The 14,210-nt window shown below is 70.2% G+C and carries 10 protein-coding genes; 5 read left to right on the forward strand and 5 right to left on the reverse strand.

The window, feature by feature from the left end; translation table 11 throughout:
* Positions 1-147: 147 nt before the first annotated feature.
* The 5 genes from OG718_RS36115 (at position 148) to OG718_RS36135 (ending at position 6,810) form a co-directional block, all read left to right on the forward strand.
* Positions 148-858 (forward strand): TerB family tellurite resistance protein, encoded by a 711-nt coding sequence (locus OG718_RS36115; RefSeq protein ID WP_143632021.1) that lies wholly within the window; start codon positions 148-150, stop codon positions 856-858.
* Positions 859-1,144: 286 nt separating this feature from the next.
* Entirely contained in the window at positions 1,145-3,247 is a 2,103-nt protein-coding gene (locus tag OG718_RS36120) for an MMPL family transporter (RefSeq protein ID WP_143632020.1), read from the forward strand.
* 221 nt (positions 3,248-3,468) lie between these two features.
* Positions 3,469-4,740: a sensor histidine kinase gene (locus tag OG718_RS36125; protein WP_328847887.1), complete on the forward strand. Its 1,272-nt coding sequence runs from the start codon at positions 3,469-3,471 to the stop codon at positions 4,738-4,740.
* Positions 4,737-5,408, forward strand: a complete 672-nt coding sequence (locus OG718_RS36130) for a response regulator (protein WP_143632018.1) — start codon at positions 4,737-4,739, stop codon at positions 5,406-5,408. Before OG718_RS36125 ends, OG718_RS36130 begins: the two co-directional genes overlap by 4 nt.
* 238 nt (positions 5,409-5,646) lie before the next feature.
* A complete protein-coding gene (locus OG718_RS36135) occupies positions 5,647-6,810 on the forward strand; it encodes a sialidase family protein (protein ID WP_328847888.1) in 1,164 nt (387 codons plus the stop codon).
* Positions 6,811-7,020: 210 nt separating this feature from the next.
* Here the strand turns inward: OG718_RS36135 and OG718_RS36140 are convergent, their stop codons facing one another.
* From OG718_RS36140 to OG718_RS36160, 5 genes are all read right to left on the reverse strand, one after another.
* Positions 7,021-7,956: a dihydrodipicolinate synthase family protein gene (locus OG718_RS36140; protein WP_328846178.1), complete on the reverse strand. Its 936-nt coding sequence runs from the start codon at positions 7,954-7,956 to the stop codon at positions 7,021-7,023.
* Between the two features lie 31 nt (positions 7,957-7,987).
* Positions 7,988-9,058, reverse strand: coding sequence for an ABC transporter ATP-binding protein (locus OG718_RS36145; RefSeq protein WP_328846179.1), 1,071 nt, complete (start codon positions 9,056-9,058; stop codon positions 7,988-7,990).
* A gap of 67 nt (positions 9,059-9,125) precedes the next feature.
* The gene (locus tag OG718_RS36150) at positions 9,126-11,177 is read right to left on the reverse strand and encodes a dipeptide/oligopeptide/nickel ABC transporter permease/ATP-binding protein (RefSeq protein WP_328847889.1); all 2,052 of its coding nucleotides are present in this window, start codon (positions 11,175-11,177) and stop codon (positions 9,126-9,128) included.
* Positions 11,177-12,139, reverse strand: a complete 963-nt coding sequence (locus OG718_RS36155) for an ABC transporter permease (protein ID WP_328846180.1) — start codon at positions 12,137-12,139, stop codon at positions 11,177-11,179. The genes OG718_RS36150 and OG718_RS36155 overlap by 1 nt, the downstream gene beginning before the upstream one ends.
* A gap of 99 nt (positions 12,140-12,238) precedes the next feature.
* The gene (locus tag OG718_RS36160) at positions 12,239-13,867 is read right to left on the reverse strand and encodes an ABC transporter substrate-binding protein (RefSeq protein WP_143632008.1); all 1,629 of its coding nucleotides are present in this window, start codon (positions 13,865-13,867) and stop codon (positions 12,239-12,241) included.
* Between the last annotated feature and the right edge of the window lie 343 nt (positions 13,868-14,210).

Below are 14,210 nucleotides of genomic sequence, written 5' to 3' on the forward strand. Positions count from 1 at the left end.
CCCGTCCGCCTCACAGGCGGGCGGGACCGCGGCGTGTATCAAGCCATGTCACAGAGTGGTCTCGCCCTGGGTACTGACTCTTCCTCAACAATGTGGCTAACATCACGCCAACGCGGCGATGTTGCCGCGGCGTTACGGAGGTGCGACGTGGTGCCAGGACGGGGACGAAATGGCCGGTTTGTCCGCGCCGGCTCCATGGGCGTTTCGCGCATCCTCGGAACCCGCACGGCGTGGACCACCGTCGGCGACGGCGAGTTCTTCTGCCCCGGCTGCGGAGGCGACCGCAACTACCAGCGCCTCACCGGCCGCCGCCGCTTCACCTGCCTCGGCGTACCGGTCCTCCCGCGCGGTGAGACAGGTCCCGTCGTCGAGTGCGCGGCCTGCGGCCGGCACTACAGCGCGGACGTCCTCGACCACCCCACCACGACCCGTTTCTCGGCGATGCTCCGCGACGCCGTCCACACCGTCGCCCTCGCCGTCCTGGCCGCCGGCGGCACCTGCGCCCGTACGTCCCTGGAGACCGCCGCGAGCGCCGTCCGCTCGGCCGGTTTCGACGACTGCACCGAGGAGCAGCTCGCGGCCCTCGTCGAGGCGCTCGCGGCCGACACCGGCCGGATCTTCGGCGAGCCCTGCGGGCCCGGTCTGGCCATAGAGCTCCATGAGGCCCTGGACCCGCTGGCTCCCCACCTGGCACCCGCCGGCCGGGAGGCCATCCTCCTCCAGGGCGCTCGTATCGCCCTCGCCGACGGGCCCTACACGCCTGCCGAACGCGAGACCCTCGCGACGGTGGGCGCTGCGCTGACGATCTGTGCGGATGATGTGACGCGGTTGCTCACGGCGGCGCGGACGCCGTCGTGACCCCCGGGTGGGGCCGGGCCCCTCGCGCCCTCCCGGCCGGTGCCCTCCCGGCGGGGGCTGAGTGATTGCTGCGGGCCGGTGGGGGCTGGTCGCGCAGTTCCCCGCGCCCCTGAAGGGCGCCAGGACCGCTGCCCGTTACAGGCTCGCATTACTCCCCTGGGAGTAATCCACGCCCCTCGCCGCCCCCGGCAGTACGCCTCACCTCGCTCTCCCGCCCGACGAAAGCCGTGGTCTTCGACGGAAGTCTGGGGACCGAAGCAGACGTCACGCGGAGGGAGATCGGTCAATGGGGGCCGGACAGACAACCACGACGAGGACGGGACGCGGGCGAGCCGTTCCATGGGCGGTGCTCGGGCTGTGGGTGGCCGTGCTCGCGCTCGTCGGGCCGTTCGCGGCGAAGCTCGCCGACGTCCAGCACGACCGGGTCACCGACTACCTGCCGGCGAGTGCCGACTCGACGCAAGTGGCGAAGATCCAGGAGCAGATGCCCGGGGGCGACACCACCGAGATGGTGCTCGTCTACCACCGGGACGGCGGGCTCAGCGCCGCCGACCGGGAGACCGCCGCCGGCCAGGTCGCGGAGATCGGCCGGCAGCACGAGCTGATCGGCGGCGCCCCGAAGGGGATTCCGTCGAAGGACGGTACGACCCTGATGTACCCGGTCGCCAGCAACGAGCCCGGGACGAACGAGGACCTGCGGGACAAGCTCGTGGGCGACGTCCGCGAAGTCGCCCAGGGCGAAGGCGGGTTGAGCGTCGAGGTGGGCGGCACCGGCGCGCTGGCCACCGACGCCGCCAAGGTCTACGACTCGCTCGGCGGACCGCTGCTCTACACCACCGTCGCCGTCGTCGCCGTACTGCTGATCCTGATCTACCGCAGCCCCGTGCTGTGGCTCGTGCCACTCGTCGTCGCCGGAATCGCCGACTACATGTCGATGGGCGTCGCCTACGGCCTCAACCAGGCCTTCGGCACGACCGTCTCGGGGCAGAGCTCGGGCGTGATGACGATCCTCGTGTTCGGGGCGGGCACGGACTACGCGCTGCTGCTCGTCTCGCGCTACCGGGAGGAACTGCGGCGCATCGAGCGCCCGTACGAGGCCATGGTCGCCGCCCTGCGCGGCTGCGGGCCCGCCGTGCTCGCCTCCTCCGGCACCGTCGCCGCCGGACTGCTGTGCCTGCTCGCCGCCGACCTCAACAGCAGCCGGGGCATGGGCCCGCTCGGCACGGTCGGCGTGCTGTGCGCGCTGATCGCGATGCTGACCCTGCTCCCCGCCATTCTCGTACTGGTCGGACGGCGTGTGTTCTGGCCGCTCGTGCCGGCTTTCGGGAGCGAGCCCAAGCAGCGGCGGAGCCTGTTCTCGGCGATGGGCAGCTCCGCCGGACGCAGGCCGCTGACCGTGCTCGCGAGCGGTGCCGTACTGCTCGGCGCACTCGCCCTCGGTTCGCTCAACCTGCCCGGTCCGATCAAGCAGGAGGACTCCTTCATCGACAAGCCGGAGGCGGTCGTCGCGATGGAGACCCTCGGCAAGGCCTACCCGCAGCGCGGCAGCCAGCCCATCGACGTGGTCACCCCGCAGGGCCGCGCCGACGAGACCCTCGCGGCCGTCCGCGGCACGCCGGGAGTCGAGAGCGCGGAGAAGGGGCGTACGGGAGACGGCTGGACCGAGATCTCCGCCTTCGCGAAGAGCGCACCCCAGTCGGCGGGGGAGACCGCCACCATCAAGTCCCTGCGGGACGAACTGAAGGGCTCCTACGTCGGCGGGGCCAGCGCCCAGCAGATCGACCTGGAGGACACCAACGCCCGGGACACGAAGATCGTCGTACCGCTCGTCCTCCTCTCCGTGATGCTCATCCTGGTCGGGCTGCTGCGGAGTCTGGTCGCACCACTGCTTCTGGTGGTCGCGGTGATCGCGGTGTGGGGCGCGTCCCTCGGGATCGGCGGGCTGGTGTTCGGGCCGCTCCTGGGCTTCGAGGGCACCGATCCGGGGCTCGGGCTGCTGTCCTTCGTGTTCCTCGTCGCCCTCGGCGTCGACTACGGCATCTTCCTCATGCACCGGATGAGGGAGGAGTCCCTGGCCGGAGCGGAACCGGCCGCGGCGGCGCTCACCGCGCTGCGCACCACCGGCGGCGTCATCGCCTCCGCCGGTCTCGTCCTCGCCGCGACCTTCGCCGTGCTGACCAACATGGGCCTGGTGCAACTGGTCCAACTCGGCTTCGTGATCGCCGTCGGCGTCCTGCTGGACACCTTCCTCGTACGGACGTACCTGGTCACCAGCGCCAGCGTCGCCCTGCGCCGGAAGGTGTGGTGGCCGGGCGGGCTCTCACGGGAGCCCGAGCCGGCCGGACCGGCCGAGCCGCCACGGCAGCCGGAACGCGTCGGCGCACCCTGAGCACACTGATCGAGCATCCTTGTCGGCACCTTGAGCCGACGGGCTCACCCGGGCGCCTCTCCTTCCCGAGAGGCGCCCGGGTGCCCGCCCGAGTACCAGAAGATGGAGCCGTGGAAGAACCGGGAACGACCACACGGATACGCGACCGGTCGGCCGCGGCGGCGACGACGAGGACGGCGACCGCGGTCGGCGGCGGGCGGTCCCGTCGCGTCGAGCGCGTGATGGCCGCGATCAACCGTGAACCGCTGACCGCGCCGCACCGCACCCGCAACGACGCGGTCCTCGCGGTGGGCGTCGCCGTGCTCGCCGTCGCCATCGCCGTCGCCCCGGTGGTCGACGACGGGACCCGGCCCGACCTGCTCGGCTGGACGCTGCTGCTCGCCGGGCACGTGCCCCTCGTATGGCGGCGCCGCCGGCCGGTGCTGGTCCTGCTCGGAGTGGCGGCCTGCGTCGCCCCGTACCACGCCCTCGACCACAACCACGCCGCACCGATCCCCGCGACCCTCGTGGCGCTCTACACGGTCGCGGCGACCGGCACGATTCGCCGCACGCTGCTCACCGCTGTCGCCGTCCTCGGTCCGACGCTGATCATCAACGGCTTGACCAACCCGAGCGAAGCGCTGGAGTTCCTGCGGATCTCCGGATGGATCATCGCGGTCCTGTTCTTCGGAATCGACGTCCGCTTCTACCGCCAGTACGTCTCCTCCATCGTCGAACGCGCCGAGCGTGCCGAACGCACCCGTGAGGAGGAGGCCAGGCGCCGCGTCGCCGAGGAACGTCTGCGGATCGCCCGGGACCTGCACGACCTGCTCGCCCACACCATCACGCTCATCGGAGTGCAGACGTCCGTGGCGGCCCACGTCCTCACCGCCGACCCCGAGCGCCTCGACCGCAAGGCCGTCGCCCAGGCGCTGGACGACATCGCGGGGACGTGCCGGACCGCCCGGAGCGAACTGCGTACGACGCTGGAGGTGCTGCGGGCGCATGACGCGGTCGTGGGAGTGGGCGAAGACCCGGGAGCGGGGGCCGTTTCCATTTCCGGGTCCAGGCCCGGGGACATGCGGGGGCCGCTGCCCGGGATCGACGGACTGGCCGGTCTCGCGGAGACGGGCCGGGTCGCCGGGGCCAACGTCGAACTGTCCGTCCGCGCGGACGGCATACCGCCCTCCGTGGGCGCCGCCGCCTACCGGATCGTGCAGGAGGCGCTCACCAACGCCGTACGCCACGGTGGCCGCGAGGACCTCACCGTGCGGGTCGGTCTGTGGACCGCGGACGGCGCCCTGCGGGTGAGCGTCACGGACGACGGGACGGGCGGGGGCGCGGACGCGGGCGGCGCCGCGGGCCCGTCCGACGGCGCGCCGGGGTTCGGGCTCGTCGGGATGCGGGAGCGGGCCCGTAGCGTGGGCGGCACACTGGACGCCGGACCGGGGCCCGCCGAGGGTTTTGAAGTGACCGCCATACTGCCGCTGCCCAGGGGGGACGAGGCTCGATGACGATCCGCGTATTGCTGGCCGACGACCAGAATCTTGTACGGGCATCCTTCGCGATGCTCGTCTCGTCGGCGGAGGACATGGAGGTCGTCGCCGAGGCGGGGACCGGGCGGGAGGCCGTGGCGCTGGCCCGGTCGGCTCGGGCCGATCTCGTCGTGATGGACATCCGCATGCCCGACCTGGACGGGATCGAGGCGACCCGGCTCATCGCCGCCGACGAGGATCTCGCGGGTGTGAAGGTGCTCGTCCTGACGACGTACGACACCGACGAGCACATCGTCGAGGCACTGCGGGCCGGGGCGTCCGGTTTCCTCGTGAAGGACATCCGGCCGGCCGAACTCCTCGACGCCATCCGGACGGTGGCCGCGGGGGAGTCACTCCTCTCGCCCGGTCCCACCTCGCGGCTCATCGCCCGCTTTCTGCGCGCGCCGGACACCGCGACGACGTCCGCGGTGGGCGGGCCGAGCAAGCTGTCCGAGCGGGAACGACAGGTGCTCTCGCTGGTCGCGCGCGGTCTCAACAACACGGAGATCGCCGACGCGTTGGGACTCAGTCCGCTGACCGCGAAGACCCATGTCAGCCGGATCATGGGCAAGTTGGGAGCGCGGGACCGGGCGCAGCTGGTGATCGTGGCGTACGAGTCGGGGCTTGTGATACCCGGGGCCGCCTGAGTCCGCCTGAGTCCGCCTGAGTCCGGGCACCCTCAACTGCCTTTGGCTGCACGGGCATTGCTCTGTCCCTCGGTGCGCACTAGTTTCTGGTCTCCGGGGACATCCCACGTCCTATGTCTCGTGTCCGCTTCCGTCTCTGTGTGTCTTCATGGGAGAAACCGTGGCTTCCACGCGTCGTCGTCCTCGTCCGATCGCCCTTGCCGCCGTCGCGGGGCTCACCGTCGGACTCGCCTCAGGAATGGTGTCCACCGGTACCGCGTCCGCCGCGGAACGGCCGTCGAGGGGGTGTGTCTCCTCCGTTCCGTACGCGGCCGGGCAGAACGGGTACGACACCTACCGCATCCCCGCCACCGTGACCACCCGCACCGGTGCCGTGCTCGCCTTTGCCGAGGGCAGACGCGACGGTGCCGGGGACACCGGGAACATCGACGTCGTCCTCAGACGGTCCTTCGACGGCGGTTGTACCTGGGGGCCGCTGTCCGTCGTCGCGGCCGGGAAGGGTGACACACGCGGCAACCCGGCGCCCGTCGTCGACCCCCGTACCGGGAAGGTCGTCCTCCTCACGTCCTACAACAGCGGTGCTGTGACCGAGGCGCAGATCATGCGCGGGGAGGTCACGGCCGAGCAGAGCCGGCGGGTCTTCGTGCAGACGAGCCGGGACGACGGGCGTCGCTTCAGCGCGCCCCGGGACATCACCGGGGCGGTGAAGCTGCCGGGGTGGCGGTGGTATGCCACCGGGCCCGGGCACGCGGTGGCTCTGACCCGGGGGCCGTACGCCGGGCGGCTCGTCGTGCCTTCCAACCACTCGGCCTCGCCGGCGGCCGGCTCCGCCGACACCGGGCAGGAGGCCAGGTACTACGGGGCGCACGCGATCTACAGCGATGACGGTGGGGTGACGTGGCGGGTCGGGTTCGTGGACGACTCGTACGACGGGGCCGACAACGCGAATGAGAGTGCCGTGGCCCAACTGCCCGATGGGCGGCTGTACTTCAGTTCTCGGGATCAGCACGGGAGCAGTGCGGGGAACCGGCTCGACAGCTACTCCAGTGACGGGGGCGCGACGCTCGACCGGCCCTATCTGGTCCAGCCGACGCTCAATGACGTGCCGGTGGTTCAGGGCAGTGTTCTGCAGTTGGTGGGGGGTGGGCGGGGGGTGGGGGATCCGTTGCTCTTCTCCGGGCCGTCCGTGCCCACGGTTCGCCAGTCCATGGCGGTCTGGCGCAGTACGGACGCCGGGCACTCCTTCACCAAGGCGAAGACCCTGTCCACGCGGCCGGCCGCGTACTCCGACCTCGTGCAGCTGGGGTCCGACCGGGTCGGGGTCCTCTACGAGACGGGGGCCACGGGGATGTACGAGGGGATCGAGTTCCGACGGGTGCCGGTGGGCGAGCTGAGGGGGTAGGGGGTCTTCTTTCGCCCCCGCCGCCCCTACCCGTTCCCGTCCCTTTCGGGGGCCAGCCCCCGAACCCCCGCTCCTCAAGCGCCGGAGGGGCTGATTTTCAGCCCGTCCGGCGTTTGAGGACGAGCGCGTTCAGCGCGATACGGGGGTTCGGGGGCGGAGCCCCTGAGTAAGTGACGGGAATGGGTAGGGGCGGCGGGGGCGAGAAAAGGCCTACAACAACCCCGCGCCCGCCAAGAACTTCCCCACCCCTTCGGTCTCCTCCGGGGACAGGGGGACCTGTGGCTCGGCAGTCGCCGGGCAGGCGATGATGCCGCGTAGGTGCAGGGCCGCCTTGAAGGCGCCGAGGGCGGAGGAGCTGCCCCCCATCCGCCCCGCATCCCCCACCCGCACCATCCCGAACAACGAACACAACCGCTCCTGCTCGGCCCGAGCCCGCTCCCAGTCCCCCTCACGGCACAGCCGGTACAGCCGGACGTACCCGTGCGGATCGACGTTCGCGAGCCCCGGCACCGCCCCGTCCGCCCCCATCGCCAACGCGTTGTCCACGACGAGCTCGGACCCGGTGAGGACGGAGAACCCGGAGACCCCGGGATGCGCACGCGCCCCGGTCACGACGGACCGGAAGCCCCCCTCGTCCCCGCTGGAGTCCTTGAGCCCGGCCAGCACCCCCTCCGCCGCCAGCTCCAGCACCGACTCGGCGCCCAGCTTGGAATGGACGGCCACCGGGAGGTCGTACGCGAACACCGGTACCGGAGAGCGCGAGGCGATCAGCCGGTAGTGGCGGGCGATCTCCGCCGGGTGCGTGCGGGTGTAGAAGGGAGCCGTCACGACCACCGCGTCGGCGCCCGCGTCCGTGACGTACCGGACGTGGTCGAGGACGCGCGGGGTCGTCATGTCGATGGCCCCCGCGAGCACCGGGAGTTGGCCCGCCACGTGGCCGACCACCGCCTCGACGACCAGGCGACGGTGACTGTCCGTCAAGTACGCGGCCTCTGACGAGGAGCCCAGGACGAACAGGCCGTCCACCCCGCCCCCCACCAAGTGGTCGACCAGCCTCAGCAACGAGGGGACGTCCACCTCGCGGTCCGGTGTCAGGGGTGTGCAGACGGGCGGTACGACACCGGTCAACGGGGCGGGAATGGTCATCAAGGCTCCCTAGGGCTGCTGCAGAACTGCGTCAGGGCTGCTTCTCTGTGGCGATGTCGGCCATGGCGGTGGCCTCCGGAACGGTGGTGACGGCCTGGGCGACCAGGTCGCGTGTCGACTGGCCGTCCTCCACAGGATGGTGGCACCGAAACCGGTGCCCGGGACTTGACGCGGCCGCGAAGTCCGGCATCGTCCCGGCACAGACCGAGTCCGCCTTCCAGCAGCGGGTGCGGAAGGGGCAGCCGCTGGGCGGGCGCGTCGCCGACGGTACGGGGCCCACCAGCGGGATGGGGTCGATCGGGTCCAGCAGTCCAGGGGTCGCCGAGAAGAGGGCTCGTGTGTACGGGTGCCGGGACCGGTCCGTCACCTCGTCGGCCGGGGACTCCTCGACGATCCGGCCGAGGTACATCGTGATGACCCGGTCGCTCATCCTCCGTACGGTCTGGATGTCGTGGGAGACGAAGACCAGGGCCAGGCCCAGCCGTTCCTTCAGGTCGAGGAGGAGGTTGAGGATCTGGGCGCGGACCGACACGTCCAGCGCGCTCGTCGGCTCGTCCGCGACCACCAGGTCCGGGTCGAGGGCCAACGCCCGCGCGATGGCGACTCGTTGGCGCTGACCGCCCGACAGTTGTCCGGGGAGTCCGTCCGCCAGCGCCCTGGGCAGGCCCACCAGGGACATCAACTCCCGTACCCGGTCCTCCCGTTGCCGGGCCGTTCCCCGCCTGTGCACGTCGAGGGGGTCGCGCAGGATCTGCCGTACCGTCAGACGGCGGTTCAGGGCCGTCGACGGGTCCTGGAAGATCATGCCGGTGCCCGCGCCCACCGTGACCCGCCGTTCGGCCGGTGGCATCGTCCACAGGTCGCTGCCCCGGAAGGACACCGTGCCGGACGTCGGCCTCTGCACCCCCACCAGGACCTTGGCGAGCGTCGACTTGCCGCAGCCGGACTCCCCGACCACGCCCACCGTCTCGCCGGGCGCGATGGTGAGATCGGCGCCGGTGAGGGCGTACACCCGGTCGCGCGAGAACAGGCCGCCGGTGCGCGCCTTGTGGACGACGTGCGCGTCGGACAGCACCACCAGCGGGCTCTCGGGGCGGCTCACCCCATGGCCATCCGCTGGCGGGCTCTCGGGGCGGCTCACCTCATTGCCATCGACAGGCTGGGTCATCTCACGGCCTCGCTTCCGTCGGCTCGGTCGGCCCTGTTGATTCGGTCGGGCCGGTCGGTCCCGTTGCTTCGGCCGGTCCGGCCGGGGTCGCCGTCAGGGCGATCGCCGGGTGGTGGCAGGCGACCTCGTGGTGGCGGGGCGGGCCCGCCAGCCGGGGAGCCGTCGTACGGCACACGTCCGTCGCCATCGGGCAGCGGTCGGCGAACCGGCAGCCCGCCGGGAAGTCGGCGGGCGACGGTACGACTCCCTTGATCTGCGTCATGCGCTCGGCCGCCGACTCAAGGGACAGGACGCTGCCCAGCAGGCCCCGCGTGTAGTGGTGGGAGGGGGATTCGACGAGGTCGGCCGTCACGCCGGACTCCACGATCTGGCCGCCGTACATCACGACCACCCGGTCGGTGACGTCCGCGATGAGGGCCAGGTCGTGCGAGACGAGGATCAGGGCGAAGTCGAGTTCGGCGCGCAGCCGCAGCAGCAGCTCTATGATCTGCGCCTGCACGGTGACGTCGAGGGCGGTCGTCGGTTCGTCGGCGACGATCAGCTTCGGGTCGCGGGAGAGAGCCATGGCGATGAGTACGCGCTGGCGCTGGCCGCCGGACAGCTCGTGCGGGTAGCTGCGCAGGGTGCGTTCCGGGTCCAGACCGACCAGTTCGAGGAGCTCGGTGCCCGTGCGCGTGCCGCCCCGCCTGACAACTTGCTTGAGCTGGGCGCGAATTGTCATCGCCGGGTTCAGCGAGGAGAGCGCGTCCTGGTAGATCATCGCCATCTCGTGGCCCAGGAGTTTTCGCCGTACGCTCATCGGCTCGCCCACCAACTGCCGCTGGTTGAACCGCACATGGCCGCGCACCCGGGCGCCCTTCGGCTCCAGGCCCATCACGGCGAGTGCGGTCAGCGACTTGCCGCAGCCCGACTCGCCCACCAGGCCCAGGACTTCACCGGGCTGTACGTCGAAACTGATGCCGTCGACGATGTCCACACCCCCGTGGCGGGCATCGAATCCGATGGCCAGGTTCTCCACGCTCAGCACCGGCCGTCCCTCGGGGAGAGGGCGTGCCCGGGTGCGCAGCCGCTGGGCCGCCTGCGTCAGTCCCGGCAGTTCGAGGACCTTGCCGCTGCCGGGCTCGGGCGTCTCAAGACGGTCCTCCTCCTCACGCGCCTCGACGTCCCGCGCGGCCGGCGCGGCCCACGCGTCCGAGACGCCCTCGGAGAGGATGTTCAGCGAGAGGACGGTGAACAGCATCAGCAGACCGGGGAAGACGGTCGCCCACCAGCCGCCGGTCAGCACCATGTTCTTGCCGTCCGCGATGACACTGCCCCAGGACGGGTCCGGCGGCCGCACACCCGCGCCGATGAAGGACAGCGAGGCCTCGAAGACGATCGCCTCGGCGACCTGCACGGTGCAGAACACGAGGACCGGAGCGGCACAGTTGATGGCCACGTGCCGCCACACGATGTGCGGGGTACGCGCTCCTATGACCCGCTCGGCCGTCACGTAGTCCTCGCCGTACTGGTCCATCACGTTGGCCCGTACGACCCGTGCCATCGGCGGCATGTAGAGGAACGCGATCGCGCCGATGAGGATCGGGATGCTGCCGCCGAACACCGCGACGAAGACGGCGGCGAGCGCGATGCCCGGGAAGGCCATGACGATGTCGAGGCAGCGCATCAGCGTCTCGTCGACCGCCTTGCGCGAGGTCGCCGCGATCGCCCCGATGAGCGCCCCCACGACGAGCGCGAGCCCGGTCGCGCCGAGTCCGATGGCGAGCGACCAACGGGCCCCGTACATCAGCCTGCTGAGGATGTCGCGGCCCAGGCTGTCCTGCCCCATCCAGTGCTCGCCGGACGGCGCGCCAACGCCGTTGCCGTTGTCGACCAGGGGCACCTGGTCGAGCGGGTCGTGCGGGGCGATCAGCGGGGCGAGCAGGGCCGTGAGGACGACGATCCCGATGACCACCACCGCGATCCGCGAGATCAGGGGGAGGCGCTTGAAGCCCCTGAGGCGGATGCCGGGCAGGGAGAGTTTCTCCGCCAGCCGCTTCCGGTACATCAGCATCATGCTTCGGCACTCCTCAGGCGCGGGTTGACCAGCAGATAGAGGATGTCGATGACGAGGTTCACGACCACGAACCCGAAGGCGATCGTGAGCACACCGCCCTGCACGACGGCCGGATCACCGTTCTTCACGGCGTCGATCATGAGCTTTCCCATCCCCGGCAGATTGAAGATCGTCTCGATGACGACCGCACCGCCGAGCAGATAGCCGACCCGCAGACCCAGGACGGTCAGCGGGTTCATCAGGGCGTTGCGCAGCACGTTCCGCCCGACCACGACCACCGGCGGCAGCCCGCTGCCGATCGCCGTCCGTACGTAGTCCTTGTCCAGCTCCTCGACCACGGCCGTGCGGACGATCCGGGTGAGCTGCGCGGCGACCGGCAGCGACAGTGCCAGCGCGGGCAGCGTCATCGTCTTCAGCCACCCGGTGAACGAGTCGGCAGGGTTGACGTATCCGCTGGTCGGGAACCAGCCCAGGTCCACCGCGAGGTACTGGATCATCAGTAGCGCCAGCCAGAAACCGGGCGCCGCCACACCGGTCAGCGAGACGACCCGGATCAGCTGGTCCGGCAACCGGTCCCGGTAGATCGCCGCGGTGACCCCGCCGAGCAGCGACAGCACCACCGCGATGCCCAGGCCCAGGAAGGTCAGCTGCATGGTGAGCGGCAGCGCGGTGGTGACCTGGTCGACGACCGGGGCCCGCGTCAGCGCGCTGACGCCCATGTCACCCCGGATCAGGTCCCCGACGAAGTCGAAGTACCGCACCGGGAACGGATCCAGCAGGCCGTTGCGCTCCCTGAAGTCGTGCAGCTGCTGCTCGGTCGGGTTCGCGCCCTGGAAGTACGCGGACGCCGGATCACTGTCCGAGAACCGCATCACAACGAACACGAACAGAATGATCCCGAGCATCAACGGCACGAGCAGGACGATCCGCCGCCCAAGAATTCTGACGATCGCGACCACGGATTCTTCTCTCCTCGCGTCTCAAAACCGGCTGGCCCCTTCAGGGGCGCGGGGAACTGCGCGCTCAGCCCAAGCCGGCCCGCAGCCTCCAAACGACGCCTACACCCATTTCGCCTGGAGAACGTTTATCCCCGGGTACGGCTGAGGCCGAATACCCGAGAGATCCTTCGAATCCCAAGCGGTGATCAACTCGTTGTGCACGACGGGATAGATGACGGCGTTCTCCGCGACGACGTCGATGTACTCCTGCGTCATCGACTTCTTCTTCTCGGCATCCGGCTCCTGCGTGGCCTGATCCATCCGCTTGAACAGATCCTTCGCCACGGAGTTGTTCTCCCAGCGGGCATACCGCATCCAGGTGTTCCCGGGCCCGTAGTTGTAATGCATGATCAGATCCGCGTCGAGACCGAACTGGTTCGGATTCGACGCGGCGGCGACGACCTGGAAGTCCTTCTTCTGGTCGAGCTTCGTGAACAGCGCGGCCGTTTCCTGCGGTTCGAGGGTCGTCTTGACGCCGATGGCGTCCCAGGAGGCCTTGATGGTCGGCAGACAGTCCACGATCCAGCTCACGTTGACCGCCATCAGACTGACCGTGAGCCCGCTGACCCCGGCCTCCTTCAGGAGCGCCTTGGCCTTGTCCGGGTCGTAGTCGTAGACGGTCTTCGCCTTCCGGTACGTCGGATTCCCCTCGTTGAGATACGACGACGCCTGCTTTCCGTGACCGCGCAGCGCGGCCTGGATCATCTTCTCCTTGTCGATTGCGTAGTGCAGCGCCTGCCGTACCCGTACGTCGTCGAAGGGTTTGTGGGCGGTGTTGAAGAGGAGGAACAGGTGGTTCATGCCCGCCCCGCCCTCGACCTTCAGGCCGCCCTTTTCCAGCTGGGAGATATTGGCGTACGGAATGTTGTCGGAGATCTGCGCGCCCGCGCTCGAACCCGAGATCTTCGCGACGCGCGGTGCGGCGTCCACGATCGTCAGCCAGTTCATCTTCTTGAAAGCGGCCTTGCGGGGGCCGTTGTAGTCCGCGAACGCCTCGAAGGTGGTGTTGGACTTCGGGTGGTGGGCGGCCTGCCGGTACGGGCCGGAGCCGACCGCCTTTCCCGTCGTCGCCTCGTCCAGCGCACCCGCCTTCGAGAACACGTGCTTCGGCATGATCTTGGCGAGGGTGAGCCGCTGCGCGCCGTCGGGGAAGGGGAACTTGAGAATGAGTTCCACCGACTTCTCGTCGACCTTCTTCACCTCCTTCAGCCAGGACGCGAAGAAGTTCTTGGCGAGCGTCGTCGTCTTCGGATCCAGTACGCGCTCATAGGTGAAGACCACGTCGTCGGCGGTGACGGGCTGCCCGTCGTGCCACTTCGCGCCCTCCCGCAGCGTGAACTTCCAGGTCGTCGCCCGGAGATCCGCCGGAACGGCCGTCGCGAGCGCCGCGTACGGCTCACGGCTGATCGGATCGGTGTCCAGCAGCCCCTCGTAGATGTGGTGGTTGCCGGCCATCGCGAAGGCCGAGGCCGTCATCAGCGGGTCCCAGCTCTGGTCGTTGCCGTAGCCGATGACCGCGGTGAGCGTCTTGTCGGCGCCCTCGCCCCCACCGCCCGTCTCGTTCGTGGACTCCGGTCCCGACGAGCAGGCGGAGAGCGTCGAGCTGATCGCGGCGGCGGCGCCCAGCGCGCCGGAGTACTTCATGAACGACCGGCGGTGCAGCGCCGGTGCGTGGGTCGCGTCGCGCACGGTTCCTCCAGCAAGGGGTGGGAGATACGACGTCCTACGTCATAGGTGCAGCGTGACCATAAGAGGGCGCGTGGGGGTGGTCAAGGGAGCGCGCACGAATGCCGTTTCTTCCAGAGGTGCAACCAATGTCGGCCTGAATCACGCCGAGTTGACGGGCGGTCAATCGCCGATTGACGGCCGATCCTGTCGGGAGGTGGGACGTGGGATGTCCCGCGCGCGTACGATGCGGCGCATGTCTGAGCGGCGCGTATCCGACGACTCCAGGAACGACAGCCCGAGCAGCGACGGCCGGTCCCGGGACGGCCGGCCCGGGGACGGCCGACTCGGGGCCGGCGGGCCCAGG

Source organism: Streptomyces sp. NBC_00258 (assembly GCF_036182465.1).
Classification (GTDB): Bacteria; Actinomycetota; Actinomycetes; order Streptomycetales; family Streptomycetaceae; genus Streptomyces.